General features: G+C 41.7%; 14 protein-coding genes and 3 pseudogenes. 10 read left to right on the top strand and 7 right to left on the bottom strand.

The annotated features are described in order from the left end of the window. Nucleotides 1-66 precede the first annotated feature (66 nt). Together shc and gatB are read left to right on the top strand one after the other, a co-directional pair. The gene (gene shc, locus ANSO36C_RS19650; RefSeq protein WP_410174621.1) at nt 67-1,908 is read left to right on the top strand and encodes a squalene--hopene cyclase; all 1,842 of its coding nucleotides are present in this window, start codon (nt 67-69) and stop codon (nt 1,906-1,908) included. Between the two features lie 538 nt (nt 1,909-2,446). After that, nucleotides 2,447-3,926: pseudogene (gene gatB / locus ANSO36C_RS19645) on the top strand (Asp-tRNA(Asn)/Glu-tRNA(Gln) amidotransferase subunit GatB). A gap of 97 nt (nt 3,927-4,023) precedes the next feature. Here the strand turns inward: gatB and ANSO36C_RS19640 are convergent. Together ANSO36C_RS19640 and ANSO36C_RS19635 are read right to left on the bottom strand one after the other, a co-directional pair. Further along, complete coding sequence (locus ANSO36C_RS19640; protein WP_251955879.1) at nt 4,024-4,200, bottom strand: hypothetical protein; 177 nt, start codon at nt 4,198-4,200, stop codon at nt 4,024-4,026. Nucleotides 4,201-4,400: 200 nt separating this feature from the next. Further along, complete coding sequence (locus ANSO36C_RS19635) at nt 4,401-8,000, bottom strand: GAF domain-containing protein (protein ID WP_251955878.1); 3,600 nt, start codon at nt 7,998-8,000, stop codon at nt 4,401-4,403. 159 nt (nt 8,001-8,159) lie between these two features. On the opposite strand from ANSO36C_RS19635, the gene ANSO36C_RS19630 reads away from it, so the two are divergent. The 8 genes and pseudogenes from ANSO36C_RS19630 (at nt 8,160) to ANSO36C_RS19595 (ending at nt 17,852) form a co-directional block, all read left to right on the top strand. Beyond that, entirely contained in the window at nt 8,160-8,342 is a 183-nt protein-coding gene (locus ANSO36C_RS19630) for a hypothetical protein (protein ID WP_251955877.1), read from the top strand. A 69-nt stretch (nt 8,343-8,411) separates the two neighbouring features. Next, nucleotides 8,412-9,652, top strand: a pseudogene (gene argJ / locus ANSO36C_RS19625) (bifunctional ornithine acetyltransferase/N-acetylglutamate synthase). A gap of 556 nt (nt 9,653-10,208) precedes the next feature. Beyond that, a complete protein-coding gene (locus ANSO36C_RS19620; RefSeq protein ID WP_251955876.1) occupies nt 10,209-11,591 on the top strand; it encodes a CmpA/NrtA family ABC transporter substrate-binding protein in 1,383 nt (460 codons plus the stop codon). A gap of 106 nt (nt 11,592-11,697) precedes the next feature. Continuing rightward, nucleotides 11,698-12,537, top strand: a complete 840-nt coding sequence (gene ntrB / locus ANSO36C_RS19615; RefSeq protein WP_251955875.1) for a nitrate ABC transporter permease — start codon at nt 11,698-11,700, stop codon at nt 12,535-12,537. Between the two features lie 171 nt (nt 12,538-12,708). After that, nucleotides 12,709-14,707, top strand: a pseudogene (locus ANSO36C_RS19610) (nitrate ABC transporter ATP-binding protein). Nucleotides 14,708-15,399: 692 nt separating this feature from the next. After that, entirely contained in the window at nt 15,400-16,257 is an 858-nt protein-coding gene (locus ANSO36C_RS19605; protein WP_251955874.1) for a nitrate ABC transporter ATP-binding protein, read from the top strand. A gap of 213 nt (nt 16,258-16,470) precedes the next feature. After that, complete coding sequence (locus ANSO36C_RS19600) at nt 16,471-16,950, top strand: YbjN domain-containing protein (protein ID WP_251955873.1); 480 nt, start codon at nt 16,471-16,473, stop codon at nt 16,948-16,950. A 173-nt stretch (nt 16,951-17,123) separates the two neighbouring features. Next, on the top strand, nt 17,124-17,852 hold the full coding sequence (locus ANSO36C_RS19595) for a lipoate--protein ligase family protein (protein ID WP_251955872.1): 729 nt from the start codon (nt 17,124-17,126) through the stop codon (nt 17,850-17,852). Here ANSO36C_RS19595 and ANSO36C_RS19590 read toward each other — a convergent pair. The 5 genes from ANSO36C_RS19590 to ANSO36C_RS19570 form a co-directional block, all read right to left on the bottom strand. Beyond that, the gene (locus ANSO36C_RS19590) at nt 17,849-18,457 is read right to left on the bottom strand and encodes an HD domain-containing protein (protein ID WP_251960381.1); all 609 of its coding nucleotides are present in this window, start codon (nt 18,455-18,457) and stop codon (nt 17,849-17,851) included. The genes ANSO36C_RS19595 and ANSO36C_RS19590 overlap by 4 nt on opposite strands. A gap of 384 nt (nt 18,458-18,841) precedes the next feature. Next, nucleotides 18,842-19,630 (bottom strand): ABC transporter permease, encoded by a 789-nt coding sequence (locus tag ANSO36C_RS19585; protein ID WP_251955871.1) that lies wholly within the window; start codon nt 19,628-19,630, stop codon nt 18,842-18,844. Then, a complete protein-coding gene (locus tag ANSO36C_RS19580; protein ID WP_251960380.1) occupies nt 19,631-19,780 on the bottom strand; it encodes a helix-turn-helix domain-containing protein in 150 nt (49 codons plus the stop codon). Further along, nucleotides 19,746-20,339 (bottom strand): IS607 family transposase, encoded by a 594-nt coding sequence (locus ANSO36C_RS19575; protein WP_251955870.1) that lies wholly within the window; start codon nt 20,337-20,339, stop codon nt 19,746-19,748. Before ANSO36C_RS19575 ends, ANSO36C_RS19580 begins: the two co-directional genes overlap by 35 nt. Before the next feature lie 118 nt (nt 20,340-20,457). After that, nucleotides 20,458-21,441 (bottom strand): ABC transporter ATP-binding protein, encoded by a 984-nt coding sequence (locus ANSO36C_RS19570; protein WP_251955869.1) that lies wholly within the window; start codon nt 21,439-21,441, stop codon nt 20,458-20,460. Nucleotides 21,442-21,547 lie beyond the last annotated feature (106 nt).

The following is a 21,547-nucleotide window of genomic DNA, read 5'->3' as shown; positions in this document are numbered from 1 at the left end:
AAAGTTTTTTTTACTGTACGGCGGTGTTCATAACTAGCGTTGAGTGTTGAGGTTAGATAGTATTTGATGCAAACACAAGACAGGGTAAAAGTCAATCAAGTCGCAACAGCGATCGCAGCCAGCCAAGAATATCTGCTTTCAATTCAAAATCCGGCAGGTTACTGGTGGGCAGAGTTAGAATCTAATGTCACTATCACTGCTGAAGTCGTTCTCCTACATAAGATTTGGGGAACAGACCAAACAAGACCTTTACACAAAGTCGAAGCCTACCTGCGTCAAGAGCAACGGCAGCATGGCGGTTGGGAACTTTACTACGGTGATGGCGGAGAACTTAGCACTTCGGTTGAAGCTTATATGGCGCTGAGGCTGCTAGGTGTACCAGCAACCGATCCGGCAATGATTCGGGCGAAAGCCTTTATTCTCCAACGGGGTGGTATTAGCAAAACTCGGATTTTTACCAAGTTACACCTGGCCTTGATTGGCTGCTACAACTGGCGCGGTATTCCCTCACTACCGCCTTGGATAATGTTGTTGCCCAAAGCTTTCCCCGTCAATATCTACGAAATGTCTAGTTGGGCACGTTCTAGTACTGTGCCGTTGCTGATTGTATGCGATCGCAAACCTGTTTTTCTCACCGACTCAGCGATCAATCTAGATGAGCTATACGTTGAAGGTGTTGATCGAGTCCGGTGGGAATTACCTCAAAGTGGCGATTGGACAGATTTATTCCTCACCCTCGATCAGGGTTTCAAGTTGGCAGAAAGTCTGAATTTAGTACCCTTTCGTCAAGAAGGCATCAAAGCCGCCGAAAAATGGATTTTAGAGCGTCAAGAGGCTACAGGCGACTGGGGTGGCATTATTCCGGCGATGCTGAATTCAATGCTAGCTTTGCGGTGTCTGGATTATGACCGAAACGATCCCATTGTGGAACGAGGTTTGCAAGCAATTGATAACTTTGTCATTGAAACAGAAAATAGTTACCGAGTACAACCTTGTGTTTCACCCGTTTGGGATACAGCTTGGGCGATACGTGCTTTGATAGAATCTGGCTTTGCACCAGATCATCCAGCTGTGGTAAAGGCTGGAGAATGGTTATTGCAAAAACAAATTTTAGATTACGGAGATTGGGCTGTCAAAAATCGCCAAGGAAAACCAGGGGCTTGGGCGTTTGAGTTTGAGAATCGCTTTTATCCCGATGTAGATGACTCGGCTGTGGTGGTGATGGCACTACATTTGGTGAAACTTCCAAATGAAAAAATCAAACAGGCTGCGATCGCTCGTGCCTTAAACTGGATTGCATCTATGCAATGTAAACCAGGTGGGTGGGCAGCTTTTGATTTGGATAACGATCAAGATTGGCTGAACTCCATCCCTTATGGTGACTTGAAAGCGATGATTGATCCAAACACCGCAGATGTTACGGCTAGAGTATTAGAAATGCTGGGTGCTTGTGATTTGGCAATTGATAGTGATAATTTGGAGCGATCGCTTATTTATCTTCACAGAGAACAAGAAACCGAAGGCTGTTGGTTTGGTCGTTGGGGTGTAAATTATATTTACGGCACTAGCGGCGTCTTGTCAGCCTTGGCGTTAATTGATCCTCAAAGGCATAAACTCAGTATAGAAAGGGGAGCAGCTTGGTTAGTGGGATGTCAAAACCCAGACGGTGGTTGGGGTGAGACTTGCCGCAGCTACGACGATCCCAACCTTAAAGGAAAAGGAAATAGTACTGCATCTCAAACTGCTTGGGCAATAATAGGGTTGATAGCAGCAGGTGAAGCCACTGGTAAATTTGCTCTTGATGTGATTGAGCGCGGAATAAACTATCTGGTGGAAACTCAACAATCCGATGGTAGTTGGTTTGAGGCGGACTTTACAGTACTGGTTTTCCCTGCCATTTTTATCTGAAATATCATCTGTATCAACAATACTTTCCTTTAATCGCTCTAGGTCGCTATCAAGCAGCAATTAAAAAGTTTTGAGAGTTTTAAGCTAAAAAACATCTAATTTGCATAATCGAATTAAATATAACTCTTGTGGAGGGCATCTTGCCCGTCCAGTATATGCCAATACAGTTCAGTTAAGCATCTCTTTCTTCTCTCTGCGTTCTCTGCGCCTTGGCGGTTCGTTAAAAAATTGACTTTGGAACCAGAGTTTTAGCCTTAACTGAACCGTATTGCAGTATATGCAAGTTTATTTGTGGAACAGCTTATCACTGCTAGCAAGAAAACTTACAGGGCTTTAGTGCTTGCTTTGGGGACTGAAGTCCCCACTACAAACTCTGATTCCAAATTTAAAATTCAAAATCTGTTGACTTTTAAGTTTGCACCGAGCTTTTTACGTTCGACAAGGTAAGCATTGCTCACCCCAATAACCGTCTTCAGGGCAACTCAATACGCCGTTACAATAGTAGCACTACAAGGATTATGCCCAAATTATTGATATTATGACCACTGCTACGACCGTAAAAACTGAGTATGAAGCGATTATTGGTTTAGAAACCCATTGTCAACTGAGTACCAACACCAAAATTTTCTCTAATAGCTCTACGGCATTCGGTGCTGACCCCAATACTAACATTGACCCGATTTGTATGGGTTTACCTGGGGTCTTACCTGTACTCAATGAAAAAGTATTAGAATACGCCGTCAAGACTGGTTTGGCACTAAATTGTCAAATCGCTAAATATAGCAAATTTGACCGTAAACAGTATTTTTATCCAGATTTACCCAAAAATTACCAAATTTCTCAATACGATCTACCGATCGCAGAACATGGTTGGTTAGAAATTGAGTTGGTAGATGCTGGGGGGAATCCGATTCGCAAACGCATTGGTATCACGCGTTTGCACATGGAAGAAGATGCTGGAAAATTGGTACACGCAGGTAGCGATCGCCTTTCTGGTTCTTCCTATTCTCTGGTAGACTACAATCGCGCAGGTATCCCGTTAGTCGAAATTGTCTCGGAACCTGATTTGCGTTCTGGAATAGAAGCTGCTGAATATGCTGAAGAATTGCGCCGGATTGTCAGGTATCTCGGTGTGAGTGACGGCAATATGCAAGAAGGATCTCTGCGCTGCGATGTCAATATTTCTGTGCGTCCAGTGGGACGAGAAGAATTTGGCACTAAGGTAGAAATTAAAAACATGAACTCCTTCAGCGCCATCCAACGAGCGATTGACTACGAAATTGAACGTACAAATTGCCGCCATCGAAGCAGGCGCGAGCAATCATCCAAGAAACTCGGCTGTGGGAAGAAGGCGCTCAACGCACAAGTAGTATGCGGGTGAAGGAAGGTTCTAGCGATTAAGTCGATACTTCCCCGAACCAGATTTAGCACCAATTGAGGTGTCAAATCAACAATTAGAGCAATGGCGTAGCGAACTACCAGAATTACCAGCCCACAAACGCCATCATTATGAAAGTGAGTTGGGGCTTTCGCCTTACGATGCGCGAGTGTTGACAGAAGATCGTTCAATAGCCGAATATTTTGAAACTGCGATCGCATCTGGAGCAAATGCCAAAGCTGCTGCCAACTGGATTACTCAAGATATTGCCGCACACCTCAATAAGCAAAAACTCAGTATTACTGAAATCGCCCTAACTCCCACCAATTTAGCAGATATCATCACTCGCATTGAAACGGGCAAAATTAGTAATGCTCAAGCTAAAGAAAAGCTGCCAGATTTGCTCAGTGGTATTTCACCTGAAAAAGCCTTTGCAGGTCAAGAGTTAATCACCGATCCTAGTGTACTAGAACCCATCGTTGATGAAGTCATAGCCGCCAATCCCAAAGAACTAGAAAAGTATCGCAACGGTAACACCAATCTCAAAGGCTTTTTTGTTGGACAAGTTTTGAAAAAGACAGCCAAACGTGCTGATCCTAAGTTGACTAACGAATTGGTAGAAAAGAAACTGAACGGCTAGTACCGCGAGGCGGAAGTCAAAAGTCAAAAGTCAAAAGAATTGTATTCCGAGCTTCTTGCACCATTTTAAATGGTATGTTTATTTCCGCCGTGTTGTACTAGTAGTCTGTCAAATCAAGTTTGCTGGGTAAGGGATGTAGCGTAGGTGAGCAGAGGGGAAGTTGCACTAAATCTTTCCCCCATGCACGATGCTCAATTCCCAATGCCCAACTAAGTATTTTCCCGGTCTTCTTCACAGAATCTTCATATAAAAACTGGTGACAACCCGCATACATAAAATGATATGCTGTGGTAAGTAGATGCACCCTGATGATCTGGAGAGCTGCCTTAGTAGCTCTCTTTTTTTATTTGTTTATGTGGTATTTACGCATAACTTTTGAGCATTCTTAAAAAAATTTAAATAAATAAGTATTAACCCTTAGTACAGAAATAATTTATTTTAGTAAGCAAATACACTGTGATGATTTGATCCAACCTATTCGCTTTGCTCTGGCTTCACCAGTGGTTTAACTTCAGTAGATTTTGAAGAACGTGAATTTGATTCACTAACAGATTCAATCCAACTATTAGTAGCACTCTGAATAATTTCTTGTTTTACCTTTGGCGCAGTTTCTGGATCAAGCTGTTCTGTGGCCGAGAGTAATATCTCCAATTGGCGCACATTATACAATTCTTTATGATATCGATCCATGCGTTCATTTGCTGCTTTCCCACGGTCGAACGCTAACACGGTAACTGCTTGTAACAATACACCAACCAAGGTAGCAATACCACTTCCACCAGTAAAAGCTTGGGAGGTTTTGTCGTTCTTGGCTATTAAATTAGATACACCATAGAATATAAGTATAAGTCCAGCAAGTGAAGTGCATATTGAGATTCCAAAACTTATATTTGCCTGTTTTCGAGCATCTTTGTAGTTATGATCAATGTTTGCAGTAAGCTCAGATGTATTCTTAGAAAGTTTTTGCTTTAATATCTCAGATTGTTTAGCATTAGTGTAAGCTAATGCTATCTGGTTAGCATATACCTGATATATAGCTTTATCTTCTTCTGAAAGCTCTTTTTCAAATGGTTTTGAAAAGAGTATCCACATGACACCTATCTTCTCATATCGAGAGGAGAAGGGAACGCATAACCCACAAGCAATAACTGATTCATTTATTTGCTTTTGATCGGATTTGTTTACATTTATGGACTTAAGAAGAAATTTGATTTTAGATACATGAATCTTTTTTTTGTCATCATACACTCCGGCTTTTGGCTCATAATACACTTGCAGAGATACTTCTTTCAAAGCATTAATTTTATTGCTGCTAACATTCAGAGGAACAATATCTTTGATAAAAATTTCCGATTTACCGTTTTGTTTTTGAATTGGAAAAACAATAACTTCATTAGCTCCAACGGCTTCTCGAGTTTGCCAAACTGCATTTCGCAACATATCTTGAGGATGCGGCGATTCAATTATCTTTTGTAAAGAGCGTTGAAGCCCAATTAATATATTCTTCTGACGGCTGACAGATTCAACAAGATTTTTCTTTTGAAATGCAATTGCAACTTGTCTTGCAAAATGTTCAATAACTTCTCTGTGTACCTCAGTAAAAGCATAGGGTTCTTCATGCTCAAGGTTTATTACACCAATTATCTTGTCAACACCTATTATAGGAACCACAAGCTCTGAGCGAGTTTCTTTTCTAAAGAGAATATATTCCTGCCAATATTCTGAATTTTTGCTTTTTTCTTCGTGAAGATCAGCAATAAGAATAGTTTTTCGTTGCTTGACGGCAAGTTTTGTAATTCCTATTTTGTTTTTATTTATAATATTTTCATTATCACCATGAAATTCATTTAATTCAGCTAAAATAGATTCTGGCCAGGCAGCTTTGTAGTCAAGATTGCTGTCATCAGTCAAGAGAGCTAGATAGCTAAAACTTGGAGCTACCAGCGAATAAGCATAACATACAATATCTCTTAGCAGCAGGGCTGGATCGTCTCTTGTAGCTATAACTTCAATAGCACTAGCAAGATCCGTGTTGGCTTTAGTCCAAGTTAATCTTTCAGACAAAAACCCTTGATGATAAATTGTGCTGGCGGCTTGGCTTGCAAACAACTCAAGTGCGAATTTTTCAACTTCAGAAAAGGGGATTTCCGAATATTTATTTAGATATAAAGCCCCAATAAGACGCTGTTTTTCTTCTTCATCTTTAATCATCAAAGGAACAACTATTTGATACTTAATTCCTAAATTGATTAATTCTTCTTGAATACAGTTAAAGTTTCCAAAGCTTTCGGAAAACTCCGTTGTCTTCTTTTCTCGAATTACAACATCTGTAGTGCCGCTTCCATCCAAGCGGGGAGTTTGCGGCTTATCATTTTCAGGAAAAGCATAAGGCTCACCTTTGACTCTATAAGTTTCCTCACCATTTGCTAATGTTGCGGAATATTCTAACCGATGAATAACTGCCGCCCTAGCACTGGTGACTTTTAACGCGTGTTCACAAATTTTTTTGAGTAAATTTGTCTTGTTTGTCTTGTTTTTATCGAGTACAAGATCATTCATCTTGCTGCTGATATCGTTCGAGTACTCTAAAGTCATTGTACGTTCAATGATAGTTGCCGTACTTTGTGCAACGGTTTCAACAAGATCCCGATCATAAATAGTAAAATGATCTTTCTTTTCCTTATAGCAATTAATTACACCAATCATCCGGTTGGACTGGCTAACCTCGTTTGCATCTATATAAGGTATTACAGGCACTGCCAGCATAGAAAGATTGCTACCTGTAAAGTGCAAAGTTGGTTCAAACTCTGCATTTTCTGCCGCATTTGGTATAATTCTACTCTTACCATCTGTTAACACACAGCCGACAATTCCTTCTCCTTTCTTGAAACGTCTTTTAAATCTTCCCGATTGTTCTTCAAATTTTTTTGAGTCATTGGCTGCAACCCATTCTTCAAGAAAAGTTTCGCTAACATCAATAGAAGAAGAAACGTTAAAATATGTACAATTATCACATTTAAGTTCATCCCTTAGCTTCACAAGTATTTGATGCATCAGAGCCTTACTTTTTAGGTCATCTCCGATTTCACGTGTAATTTCTCTAACTACCCTGGCATTTCTTTCCTGTAAAAAGTCTACGATCGTATCCGCGAGAATTTCACTATAGCCTTTAAGAAAGTTAACTAGTTTGTCTTTATATCGTGCATAATGACCTGGAGTTTTGTGATCAAGAGTAATAATGGCTATACTTTTATTTTGACGTTTTGCAGCAAAACCAACCCAAGAGTTAATATCATTTGTTGCATCCTCATTTTCCCAACCCAGGTTATGTAATTGCTCTGGATGATTATCACGTAAATTCTTAAGGTCATCTATGATCAGTACGCCCTTTTCATTGACATTCTTGATCAAATTATCTTCATTAATTAATTTGAGAAGTTGTCGATCTGGGTTTGAACGAAGACCATCATATTTCAATAAATATCTTTCACTAGTCTTATTATCAATTAATGATATTGTAGCTCTGTCGTATCCAACTATGGGATTAGTTTTCAACTCCAGGAAAACATTTTCTACCATTTCCTCAAAATCAAAATCTTGTTCTTGAAGAAAGTCTTTTTTAAACTTGAACAAAGATTTAGAATTTTTCATTTCTAAGCCTATTGATTCAATATAGGCTTCAAGAACATACGAATTGAAAGGACAAGCAAATGCGTATATCCCCCCTAACATCGCATCACGAGCTTTTTCTTGAATGGTTTCATTGAAGCCAAATACAACAATAATTCCTAGATAGTCAAGTTCTTTATGTTGATCTTTGAAGTTGGCTAAGTCATCCCAAATATGAGAATTTTCAGAATCAATCCACACAAAAAAAACATCCCATGCTAAATCAAAAGCATTAAAGCCTATAAGCTTTTCTTTTGCAGTTTCAAGTGAGTTTGTTTCTTCAATTTCTATTTTGGGAATTGATCTAATATGTTTTAAAGTGTCCTCACGATTTTGTCGAAACTCATCATCCCCATTTGATAGGTTTAGGAATAGAAGTTTAATTTCTTTGATTTGATTGTTCATTTTAAATTCTCCATAAATTAAAGATTAATGAAGATTGATGATATTAGAGCCTTGTTCGCTTAATTTTCATCAAAATAAACCTAAAGCCGAACATTAATTTAATTTGTAAGATTATAAATAGTCTATTATGTTAAGTACACGCTGTGCATAAGCATGAATATGAGCAACTCCTACAGCATTCGGAGTGCCAAAATTCGTAACAGTACGAGGTTCGGGCTACCAGCCGAATTTTATCGGGGGTATCCTCAGTTTGCTAATGTAGATGGCTGGATAGAGCTATTATCGCCGGATACTGTAATTTTGCAGATTATTTTTCTCTCAGAAGAGCGCAATACAGGGTAAAATTTACCCTCAAAACTTTAAACTATTGAGAGGTTGTTCAAATCCCTTAATAGTTTAGAGTGAAGAATAATGGCAGATTGGCAAGAAATAACAGGTGGTATCACAGCACCAAGGGGGTATCAGGCGGCGGGAATCACCGCAGGATTGAAACCTTCGGGGTTGCCAGATTTAGCTTTGATATTCTCAGAGGTAGAAGCGATCGCAGCTGGTGTATTCACCACCAGCCAAGTCAAAGCTGCCTGCGTAGAATATTGTCGCCAACGCTTGCAAGCCAAACATAGCGCTCGTGCCATCCTCTGCAACGCTGGACAAGCAAACGCCGCTACCGGAACTCAAGGCTACCTTGATACCTTAGAATCTGCTATGGCAATAGCCCAAGCCCTAAACATCTCGTCTGAATCTGTATTATTGGCTTCCACCGGTGTGATTGGTCAAAGAATTAAGATGGATGCTTTGCGAAGTGGGATTCCTAAAGTAGTAGCAGCACTATCAGAAACAGGCTCAGATGCCGCCGCCGGAGCGATTATCACTACAGACTTGGTAACAAAATCCATTGCCTTAGAGACAACTATAAACGAGCGCCCGGTACGAATTGGCGGTATTGCCAAGGGTTCCGGTATGATTCACCCCAACATGGCAACCATGCTGGCATTTGTTACTTGTGATGCTGTGGTTTCGCCAGCCCTTTGGCAGCAGATGTTAGCAAGGGCAGCTGATAGAAGCTTTAATTCCATTACCGTGGATGGTGATACTAGTACCAACGACAGTTTAATCGCCTTAGCAAATGGTCAATCTCGCACCCCAGCAATTACAGAATGGGGCGCAGAAGCAGAGAAATTAGAGGCGATGTTAACAGCAGTTGCCAGCATTTAGCCAAAGCGATCGCTCGTGATGGTGAAGGCGCAACCTGTCTAATTGAAGTGGAAGTGACTGGCGCTCATGACGAACTCTCAGCCCGACAAATAGCCAAAACCATCGCTGGTTCATCCTTAGTTAAATCTGCAATCTTTGGACGCGATCCAAATTGGGGACGCATCGCCGCCGCCGCCGGACGTGCGGGTGTGCCCTTTGAGCAAGAAAACCTGCAAATTAAGCTAGGGGATTTCTTAATGTTAGAAAACGGGCAACCTTTGCAATTTGATCGTGCGGCAGCAAGTGCTTATTTGAAAAAAGCAACGGCAGGTGCTTATCTGCAACAGGATACGGTGTTAATCTCCGTTAATGTTGGCAATGGTCATGGTGTGGGTAAAGCTTGGGGTTGTGATTTGAGTTACGACTACGTGAAGATTAACGCTGAATACACTACTTAAAATCTTTACAGGTATACCGTTTCTACTTTCAGGTTGATACAAATACGTTTGGTAGGGTAGTACAACTAGCTGTGCTACCCTAAATCATAGCGTTAACATAATAGTCTTCATAAACAAGAGTTTATATATTAGAAAATCCTACTAAAATTAAGTTTTAGAATAAACGAAAACAGCAAATCATAGTATAAAAGTAATAGTCTCCATAGATAAAATTTGATATATTAAAAATTATTCATATAGTTAAGGAAAATAGATAAATTTTTCCTTATATATCCAATTTAATATTTCTTTAATAAATCGATCCTTCAAGTTGAGCAATTTTGCTTCAAAGGCTGTAAACTGATTTCAACAAGGTGAATGACACCTCTAAAACACACTAGAGCAGAGTCAAGAAATTAGCCGAGTTTTTATACAAGTAGCCGCGTCATTGATGGAATGGCTGCGGTTGCTTTGCAAAATATAGCTTGATTAATCATTAATAGCGCAAGAAACATCACGTTTTTTGCCTAAATTGTCATAGCTATAAAAAATAACATTTACATTTTCAGGAGATATTATGACAGAATTTTTTAATCAAATTTCTCGCCGCAAATTCATCTTCACAGCCGGAGCATCGGCGAGTGCTGTATTCCTCAAAGGCTGTTTGGGCAATCCCCCTGACAACCTGACTGGTGGAAGCACTCAAGTACAACCAACTGCTCAACCGGTTGCTAATACTAGTTCTGGACAAGCACCAGAGACGACTACAGTTAAGCTGGGATATATTCCCATTGTGGAAGCGGCTCCTTTAATTATTGCTAAAGAAAAAGGCTTTTTTGCAAAGTATGGCATGACTAATGTTGACCTTTCCAAGCAAGCTTCTTGGGGTTCAGCAAGGGACAACGTAGAAATTGGTTCTGCCGGTGGTGGGATAGATGGCGGTCAATGGCAGATGCCAATGCCACATTTAATTACAGAAGGTTTAATTACCAAGGGCAATCAAAAAATTCCCATGTATGTATTATGTCAATTAATTACGCATGGAAATGGAATTGCGATCGCCAACAAGCACGAAGGCAAAGGTATTAATTTACAACTCGCTAGCGCCAAGTCTTTAATTAAGGATTTAAAATCTTCAACACCCTTCACGGCCGCATTTACCTTTCCCCACGTCAACCAAGATTTGTGGATTCGCTACTGGTTAGCAGCAGGCGGGTTAGATCCAGATGCAGATGTCAAGCTGCTGACAGTACCTGCGGCGCAAACTGTAGCCAACATGAAAACAGGAACAATGGATGCTTTTAGTACAGGCGACCCCTGGCCTTATCGCCTTGTTCAAGAAAAAATTGGCTATGTAGCAGCATTAACCGCAGAAATTTGGAAGAACCATCCTGAAGAATATCTTGCCATGAGAGGCGATTGGGTTGATAAAAATCCCAAGGCTACCAAAGCAATTTTAAAAGGAATTATGGAAGCCCAACAGTGGTTAGATAATTTTGATAATCGCAAAGAAGCTGCTCAAATTCTCGCGGGACGAAATTATTTTAATCTTTCTTCACCCGAAATCTTAGCCGATCCATACCAAGGTAAGTATGACATGGGTGATGGTCGCAAAATTGATGATAAATCAATGGCTGCTTACTACTGGAAAGATGAAAAAGGTAATGTTTCTTATCCATATAAGAGTCATGATTTATGGTTCATAGTTGAAAACGTTCGCTGGGGATTCTTACCAAAAGATTACATTGACAATAATGCTGCTAAGGCTAAGGAACTTATCAACAAAGTCAACCGTGAAGATATTTGGAAAGAAGCTGCTAAAGAAGCTGGGATTGCTGCTGCTGATATTCCTACAAATACATCCCGTGGTGTAGAAGAGTTTTTTGATGGCATTAAATTTGACCCCGAAAAACCAGAAGAATATTTGAAGAATTTGAAAATTAAAAAGGTCAGTATTTAGTCATTAGTCATTAGTCATTGGTCATTGGTCATTAGTTATTTGCAAAGGACAAATGACAAATGACCACGGACAAATAACAAATAAAATTTGAGGAGAATACAGCATCATGACAATAGCCCAAAAACGCCCTGCAAGTCCTAGATTGAATAATGGCTTTATATCCAGCCTGAAAAAGCAACTTCCTGATCTGATACCACCAACGATCGCCATCACAATCTTCCTCGTTCTCTGGCAACTCTTCGCTTGGATTCCAGGAGCCACATTACCAGGGCCTATACAAGTTATCCAAGACACTTGGGTTCTCATTTTCTGGCCTTTTTATGACCGAGGTGGCATTGATAAAGGTCTATTTTGGCAGATTCTCGCTAGTCTGCAACGGGTTGCTATCAGTTATACCCTAGCTGCGATCGCTGGTATTGCCTTGGGCATTTTAATTGGTGTCAATAAAACCATGTCCAAAGCTTTAGACCCCATCTTTCAACTACTGCGGACAGTACCGCCTCTAGCTTGGGTTCCGATTTCTTTAGCAGCCTTACGACAAAACGAACCCGCCGCCTTATTCGTAATTTTCATCACCGCCATTTGGCCCATCTTAATTAACACTGCTGTCGGCGTTACCCAAATTCCCCAAGATTACAACAACGTCGCCAAAGTTCTGCAACTTAGCCGCAAAGACTATTTCATTAATATTTTGATTCCGGCGGCATTACCCTACATCTTTACCGGCTTGAGAATTGCGATCGGTTTAGCATGGTTAGCGATTATCGCCGCTGAAATCGTCATGTCCGGTATTGTCGGCATCGGCTTTTTTATCTGGGATGCTTATCAAAATAACAACGTCAGCGAAGTTATTTTAGCTCTAGTTTATATCGGTGTCGTTGGGTTGGTGCTAGATAAAATGATGGGTTGGCTGCAAAACAAGATTTTACCAGCAGAGCAAAAATAGTCATGGGGCATGGGGAATGGGGCATAGGGCATAGGGCATGGGGCATGAAAACTAGGAAAGATTTCTCCAATCCCTAATCCTAAATAATCTCTAATTTACAATTCCCAATTCCCAATGCCCAATTCCCAATGCCCAATTACCAATGCCCAATTACCAAATACCAAATATATTATGTTCGTAGCTGTTGACCAAATTGATAAAGTTTTTGAATAACTGGTGGTGGCAAATATATCGCCCTCAAAGGAATCGACCTTCAAATTAAAAAGGAGAATTCGTTTCTTTGATTGGTCACTCCGGTTGCGGCAAATCCACCTTATTAAATATGATTGCGGGTTTAGATTTGCCTACTGAAGGTCTTGTCACTCTCGAAGGACAAAAAATCACCAAACCCGGCCCAGACAGGATGGTGGTGTTCCAAAATTATTCGCTATTACCTTGGCGGACGGTAAGAGAAAATATTGCCCTCGCTGTGGACTCGGTAATGAAAGGCTTACCCGCAGATGAACGCAACGCTATCATCGAAAAACATATTAATATGGTGGGTTTGCGTCCCCATGCTGATAAACAACCGGGAATGTTATCAGGTGGACAAAAACAGCGAGTTGCGATCGCCCGCGCCTTAGCGATTCGTCCCAAATTACTCTTGCTAGATGAACCCTTTGGTGCGTTGGATGCACTCACACGCGGCAATTTGCAAGAACAACTGATGCAAATTTGCGAAGAAAATCAAGTTACCGCCGTCATGGTGACACATGATGTAGATGAAGCGGTGCTGTTATCTGACAGAATCGTGATGTTAACCAACGGCCCCGAATCGAAAATCGGCGACATTTTAGAAGTGGATATTCCCAGACCCCGTAAGCGGATGGAAGTAGTAAAACATCCCAGCTACTACAGCTTGCGAAGTGAGATGATTTACTTCCTTAATCAGCAGAAACGCATTAAGAAAATTCGGGCGCGGAAAACTGCCGACGTTGCCCGTCATGGATTAGAAAAAGTTAACCTAGAAATTGGCTTTTTACCTCTGACAGCTTGCGCCCCCTTAGCAGTTGCTAAAGAAAAAGGCTTTTTTGTCAAGCATGGTTTAGATGAAGTTAACCTCGTGCGGGAAAGTAGCTGGCGGGGTATAGAAGATGGCATCAGTGGTGGTTATTTAGATGCGGCACAAATGCCTTCAGGAATGCCGATGTGGTTAACTTTGGGAGGACATAATAATCAACCTCTGCCCGTTGTCACCGCCCTTACCATGACTCGCAACGGTAACGCCATCACCTTGGCAAAACGCTTTCTCGACCAAGGTGTACAAACCTTATCAGACTTCAAAAGATACCTGCTTCGCACCCGTGACCAACGGCACACAATGGGAGTAGTACACGCCGCATCGATGCACAATTTGCTGTTGCGTTACTGGCTAGCGGCTGGTGGAATCGACCCCGATAGCGATGTGGATATGAAGACTATTCCCCCAGCGCAGATGGTAGCCGACCTAAAAGCTGGAAGCATTGATGGTTACTGCGTGGGTGAACCTTGGAACTACCGCGCTGCTGTGGAAAATGTTGGCTTTACCATCGCTACGGATTTAGAAGTTTGGCTAGGACACCCCGGTAAAGTTCTTGGTGTGCGGGAAGATTGGGCAGAAAATTATCCAAATACGCATATCGCCTTGACTAAAGCATTGTTAGAAGCTTGCGTGTATTGTGCAAATCCCGAAAATACCCAAGAAATTCGGCAAATCCTAGCAGGGCGAGATTATGTCAGCACTGATTTAGAATACATTCAACTCGAAGATCCAGATAGTCTCACCTGTGACTTAGACCATCCATTGCGAGACTATGCCCATCTTCAGTTTTATTCCGATTCCGCAATTAACCGTCCCAGTCGCACCGAACAAATTTGGATTATGAGTCAATTGGCGCGTTGGGGTGATACTCCCTTCCCCAGAAATTGGGTTGAAGTTGTGGAACGGGTGTGTCGCGTGCGTGTTTTCAGCACCGCCGCGCGAGAATTAGGTTTGGATATTAGCTATATTCGCCAACCGATTCAAATGTTCGATGGTACTCCCTTTAACGCTGATGATCCGATCACTTATCTCAACAACTTGAAAATTAAACGTGATTTTTCAGTTGCGGAAGTTGTTCTTGATGCACCAAGAAGGAGACTCGCCTCATAAAAGAATGGTGAGAGAAAGAGGAAGTGGAAGAAGTAGCACATCACACGCGAACCTCTGAACTCCATTAATGAGTCTTTGAACTTCATTAATGAGTCTTTGAACTCCATTAATGAACCTTTGAACTCCATTAATGAACCTTTGAACTTCATTAATGAGCCTTTGAACTCCATTAATGAACTTTTGAACTCCATTAATGAGCCTCTGAACTCCATTAATGAGCCTCTGAACTCCATTAATGAGCCTCTGAACTCCATTAATGAGCCTTTGAACTCCATTAATGATTTGACTTTTTAAGTCATGTGGAAAAACCAACAAAAGACTTAACCCCCTACCCCCTTCCCTTGTAGGGAAGGGGGGAAAGTCAAAGCCTCTCCCCTTCTAGGAGCTACGGTGTACACACAAGCCGTGAAATTCCACCTGACATTTGGTTTCATCCTCTAGCAATAGGGATTGTGCGATCGCTCTGAAAGTCTGTCATTGCGAGGAGGAACGACGAAGCAATCGCAAAAACTCACGGGACTATGTGATTACTTCGCTCCGTTATCACTGCGCTCGTAATGACAATTTAAGGGGTCTATAACGCCTGAAACCCTTTCAGATAGTACTTGTGTGTACACCGTAGCCTTCTAGGAGAGAGGTCAGAATATTCAGTTGCACATCGCTTAAATTAAGTTTTTTAATCCCCAAATACCATGCAAAACCGCGACTTCACAGCTATAAACACACTAGAAAAATCATTCGCCACTGCAAGCACCAGCCGCAGACCTTTTCTAGAAATTAAAGACGTTACCAAAGTTTATCCGACAAAGCAAGGCCCTTTTACCGTACTCGACGGCGTTAACCTCAACGTCGAACAAGGCGAGTTTATTTGCGTTATCGGTCACTCTGGCTGTGGCAAATCGACACTGTTAAATATGGTATCCGGTTTTAACTTTCCCACCTCTGGGCAAGTCTTACTCGAAGGAGAACCCATTACCAAGCCAGGCCCAGACAGGATGGTTGTTTTCCAAAACTATGCCTTGCTACCTTGGCGGACTGCTTTTGAAAACATCTACTTAGCTGTCAACGCCGTTTATCCCAACAAACCACAAGCCGAAAAAAGAGCGATTGTACGCGATCATCTCGCAATGGTGGGACTGGCTGATGCGATGGAAAAGAAACCAATGCAAATGTCTGGGGGGATGAGACAACGGGTTTCTATCGCCCGTGCTTTGGCGATTCGTCCGAAAGTTTTAATTTTAGATGAACCTTTTGGGGCGCTGGATGCCATCACCAAAGAAGAATTACAGGAAGAATTGCTGAAAATTTGGGGCGATAACCGTTGTACAGTGCTGATGATTACCCACGACATCGACGAAGCACTATTTTTAGCAGACAAATTGGTAATGATGACCAATGGCCCCCATGCGAAAATTGGTGAAGTCATGGAAATTCCTTTTTCTCGTCCCCGCGATCGCAGCCGCATCATGGAAGATCCCCAATACTATCAACTGCGTAACTATGCCTTAGACTTCCTCTTTAACCGCTTTGCCCATGATGATGTAGGTTAAGTGCGATCGTCATTAATTTTTGCAGAATAATTCTTTGTTTCTCCCGCCACCATCCCACACACATGGTGGCGGGAGAAATGCGTTGAACTTCCAGCTAATTTTTCTCACATAGCCAAGACGCATCTCAGACTTTAGGCATTTGAAAACTAACTGCCTCTACAAGTTATAAAGTATGTGTAGAGAAAACAGCGAGTATGTTGAGAATAAATCTGTATGACAAGCTACCCAGAAACCCTAACTAGTAACCAATCGATTGATCAGCTAATCGCCGAGACGCCAAGCATTAACCATGTTGAGGTAATTGAAAATGTCATCGATTCTTTAGAACAAGATGATAGTGCGATGGTTAGCCACACTCCAGAGGGTGGTTATCTCTGGAAGTTTAAGTATGGAAGTGTGCAAGTATTTGTCAAACTCAACGGAACAACCGATGAAGACACCATAACGGTTTGGTCTGCGGTGCTAAATTTACCTGCCAAAGATGAACCTAAGTTGATGCGGTATCTTTTGGAGTTAAACTGCTCTAGTACTTTTGAAGCGCGTTTTGGTATTATTGAAAACCGAGTAGTTGTGATATCCACACGCACCTTAGCAGAGTTATCTCCTGGCGAAGTTTCTCGGCTCATTACCGTTGTAGCAACGATCGCTGATAATAACGATGAAGCCTTACAAATTGAATTTGGTACGACTTAAGGAATTTTGGATTTTGGATTTTGGATTTTGGATTTTAGTAGGACTTACACAGAAGAGATCCCCCAACCCCCTAAAAAAGGGGGCTTTTCAGATCCCCCCCTTTTTTAGGAGGGATCGAGGTTTCAGGTTTTCACTGCGTAAGTTCTATTTAGATTGGGCTATAGCTGCATCGGATGCATAGCAATCAGGTTTGGCGACTAATTCCTTTGCTAGAGGCGGCTGGCAATGTGCAGATGGCAATTGATAGATGGTTACTAGAACAGCACCAGTCTGGGAAACATCCGCCAACTCTGCGTTTTTATACTTGGTCGCCACCTGCCATTTCTCTCGGCTATCATCAACGCCAATATCCTGAATATTGGCAAAATTTGATTTGGCAAGGACAAAAACTAGATTTAGTGCAGCGTCCTACTGGTGGAAGGGCGGTGCTACACCAAGGAGATTTAACTTACGCCATAGTCACATCTGGGCTTACCGGTAGTCGTCTCCAGGTATATGAAACAATTTGTGAGTTTTTGATTCAAGGGTGGCGATCGCTCGGCGTAGAATTACATTACGGTACGGCTGGACGAGGTTACATCCACAACCCTAACTGTTTTGGTACAGCAACTAGTGCAGATTTAGTTTTGCCAGATGGTGGCAAACTCATTGGTAGCGCTCAATTGCGACGTAGCGGGGTAATTCTGCAACATGGTTCAATCCGTTTGCAACCTGATGCTGAACTGTTTACTCAAGTATTTGGTACAGAATCTTTTACAACTGTACAACTGCATCAAGGTCTGACTGTAGAAAAGATTATTGCAGCTTTAGTTACCGCAGCTAGTAATTGCTTTGATATGCAAATAGAGTTGCAACCACTCTCACAATCTGAGTGGGAAGCAATTTTGGCCTATCAGCCCTAAATCTTGAGACTAGAAGTCTCTTTTATGTATCCTGCTGTCACACAATCATCAATCAATTGCAGGACAAAGGGCCACAGTTCCGGCGCACCTGTTTCTACTGGCGCTACCCGTTTCATCACCTGATCGCGCCTAATGCCATGAATGCGCCAAGTCCCGCCCTGAGTTTGCTGATTGTGCAGCAAAGGCTGTATGCGGTCTAAAGCTGCGGCAAACTTGGCGGTGGGTGTTTCTCCTGCTTCAAATTCATCCCAGACTAAACGCAACTCCCTACCTTGATCTGCTGGCAAAAGTCCAAATAAGCGCAACGCTGCTTGTGCTTCTCTTGCTGCCTTGCTGTCATTACCCTGCACATCGTAACAAAAGGTGTCACCTGCATCAATTTCTACCAAATCGTGGATCAGCAGCATTTTGATGGCATGGAATATATCAACACCCTCTGGGGCATATTCTGCTAATACACTTGCCATCATAGCTATATGCCAAGAGTGTTCGGCACTATTTTCCCGGCGTGATCCATCAGTGAGTAGGGTTTGGCGCATCACCTGTTTCAATTGATCAATCTCGATAATGAACTGAATTTGTTGAGTCAGCCGATTGATTTGCACCTGAATTTCTAGTTTTGATTGTGGGTGGGGTTGATTAGATTTTGGATTGTAGGTGACTATCTCAAAAACTTTAGTGAATCTGCAAGAAATTTTTTCTGTATACCCATTAAAAAACGCCTGGGAGTGTTGCCGTGTTTCCACCCCAGACGTTCTTTATTTTTAACTTGCTCCTCACACCATTAGATAATATCACTGCTTCCATCAAAAAACGAGTATATTGAGTGACACTTTCAAAACTGCACCACTAATTTAATTTGAGTTTATATTTCTTTACAAGTCGTAAGGTGATTAAATAATTATTAAAGATATATTAATACCTTCGCCAAAACAAAGAGTATGTATGAAGACATAGGGCGCTCTGTAGTAAAGTTATTATTAAATTATTTAAGCTCCCATCCCAGAATACCGCTTTAAACCTGCACGCCAAAGAAAGCGATTCACACCCAAAAATATTAATATCCAACCCACGATTGACCAAAATCCCCGTCCTATATCCACGGGTAGCCCTACCAAAAGACTCGCAGGAAAATCAATCAAATAGGGAAAAGGCGTAAACATGACTATTTTCTGCACAGATTCTGGAAAGACCTCTAAAGGTGCTATTAAACCAGATAAAAATAGATAAAATAACAACCAGAAATTTTCTAAAGCGCTAGCCCGTTCTGTCCAAAAAGCAAACATAGCAAAAGTATACTGAATGGTAAACCGCAAAGTAAAAGCTAGCCCTACCGCCAGTATAAATAGCAAAAATCTATCTAAACTTGGTACCCAAAAAGCCTGGGGATAAAGAATAAAAAATAATCCTACTAATAAAAAAGCAAAGGTTAAACGAGCAAATCTTTCAGAAATATGGGATGCAACGTGATGCCATACTGGATCGAGCGGTTGTAGTAACTTGGGCGATAATTTGCCTTCCACTACCTCCCTTTCAAAGTCCCAAATTACCCAAACAACTGTGATTTGTCTGACAATGAAAACCGTGATGAAGTAACGGGCAAAATCTACAGGTGATAACCCAAATTGTCCTCCTTGTGCTGCCTGTATCCAGACACCCATGAGGATAATCGGTAAAGAGCCAGCTAAAACCCATAAGATTAGTTCTGCCCGATACTCAACCATATAGGCGTAGTATACTGACAGCAAAGTTAAGGCTTTTCTGATTATCTGCTTCATTTATTCCCCATTCAAAATATCAGTCTTAATCGCTTTCCAATTAGCCTTTATTGATGAATCTTGTAATAGTTTGACGGTCGTATTGTAAACAAACCTAGACACACCAAACCATTGTTTAAGAGTCTGCCGTTGTAGTGCTGTGAGGAAGATCCGGATCTTCCTTGATTTTTTTACTGTACTTCTTGAGTCCGTGCATCCTACAAGAGAAGACGTGGAGGATGGAGAGAAGATCCGAGGTAAGTTCTGATTCTGGGCAGTGTACAGTGTTGTCGAGAACCACGATTTGTCCACCGTTTTGCTCGACCATGTACTGAATAAGTTCAAATCCAAACCGCGCGAGTCGGTCACGACAGGCAACAACAAGCGTGAGCTTATCTCCTTGCATAAGTCTGTCCAATAAGGCTTGCAGTCCTTTACGCTTAAAGTTGATTCCACTGCCGATATCTTTGATGATTTCGGCATCTGGGTAGAGGGATTGCATATAAGCAATTTGTCTTCCAAGGTCATCTCGCTGCTTGGTTGAACTAACTCGGCAGTAGCAAATAATGGATGCGTGTGCTGCACCGCGACGGTAGGACTCGACATCAAAGAGTCTTTGTCCTGCTTCGTTTTTGATGCTTTCGATTTTGCCATTGTCTGCGTACTTCCTTAGCGTGTTCGGATGCAATCCAAGTTTTTTGACTGCTTCTCGTAGTGGTACATAAGCCATTCCACTATGTTAGCATTTGTAAGTGATTGTTAGCAAAAAACTAGCTAATCAATTACCTTCCTACTACAAAAATTACCCAGAATTCTCCACTCTTGTAGAGACGCGATTAATCGCATCTCTACTCCACAACACCTGCCTGAAAAACTCGTCCAATTACCTCTTCCACGGGCGGCTCGGTAACTGTTAAGTCAATTACCTCTAAATCCGCTAAAATCTGGGATACGGTGCGGGTGAGCGCCTCTCGTGATACCATAAAGCGCACTGCTCGCCCTTCTAAGAGTTTGACATCACCATAAGTCATAAGTTTTTCTATTGGTAGAGGTTGGGCTAACTCTATGTAGACTTCTCGGTAAGGAGCAAAACGTTCCAGCAGTCCATCTAAGCTGCCGTCATACATCAGGCTTCCCTCGTGAATCAACAGTACCCGTTGACACAAAGCTGTGATGTCAGCCATGTAATGACTTGTTAACAGCACTGTAGCCTGATAACGCTGATTGTAGTCGCGTAAGAACTCGCGCACTGCTGCTTGAGCATTTACATCCAATCCCAGCGTCGGTTCATCTAAAAACAATACATGGGGACGGTGTAAAAGTGCTGCTAATAATTCCGCCTTCATTCGCTCACCCAAAGATAGCTTCCGCACTGGTTGGGTAAGTTTGCCTTCTAGAGAAAGCATCTCTGTTAATTCTCCTACCCGCCGTTGGAACTCTTTATCAGAGATGTTGTATACAGCGGCATTAATTCTCAAAGAATCGAGTGCTGGTAAGTCCCAAATTAGCTGCTGCTTTTGCCCCATCACCAAGGTAATTTTTTGCAAAAATGCTTCTTTACGCTGAAACGGAACTTGTCCCGCTACTTTGACAGTACCGCTAGAGGGGTGAATCAACCCTGTGAGCATTTTAAGTGTGGTAGTTTTACCAGCACCATTTGGGCCTAAAAACCCCACTATTTCACCAGGGGCAATTTCAAAGGAAACATCCTGAACTGCTTTAATTGAGCGGTAGGTACGGCGAAAAAAGTGGGTTATTGTACCTTTAATACCCGGACTTTTAACTGCTACTGGATAAGATTTACTCAGATTTTCAGCAATGATGATTGACATATTTTTTATATTAGAACCACAAATTGAATACTAATTCGCTATGAAGATGCAATTAATTATTAAACGAACTGCCAAGGACACCAAGAGATAAGGAGTAATTATTAAG

The sequence above is a fragment of the Nostoc cf. commune SO-36 genome (assembly GCF_023734775.1).
GTDB lineage: Bacteria > Cyanobacteriota > Cyanobacteriia > Cyanobacteriales > Nostocaceae > Nostoc > Nostoc commune_A.
The sequence above is the reverse complement of the archived record's forward strand: the minus strand, read 5'-3'. Positions and strand labels throughout refer to the sequence as shown.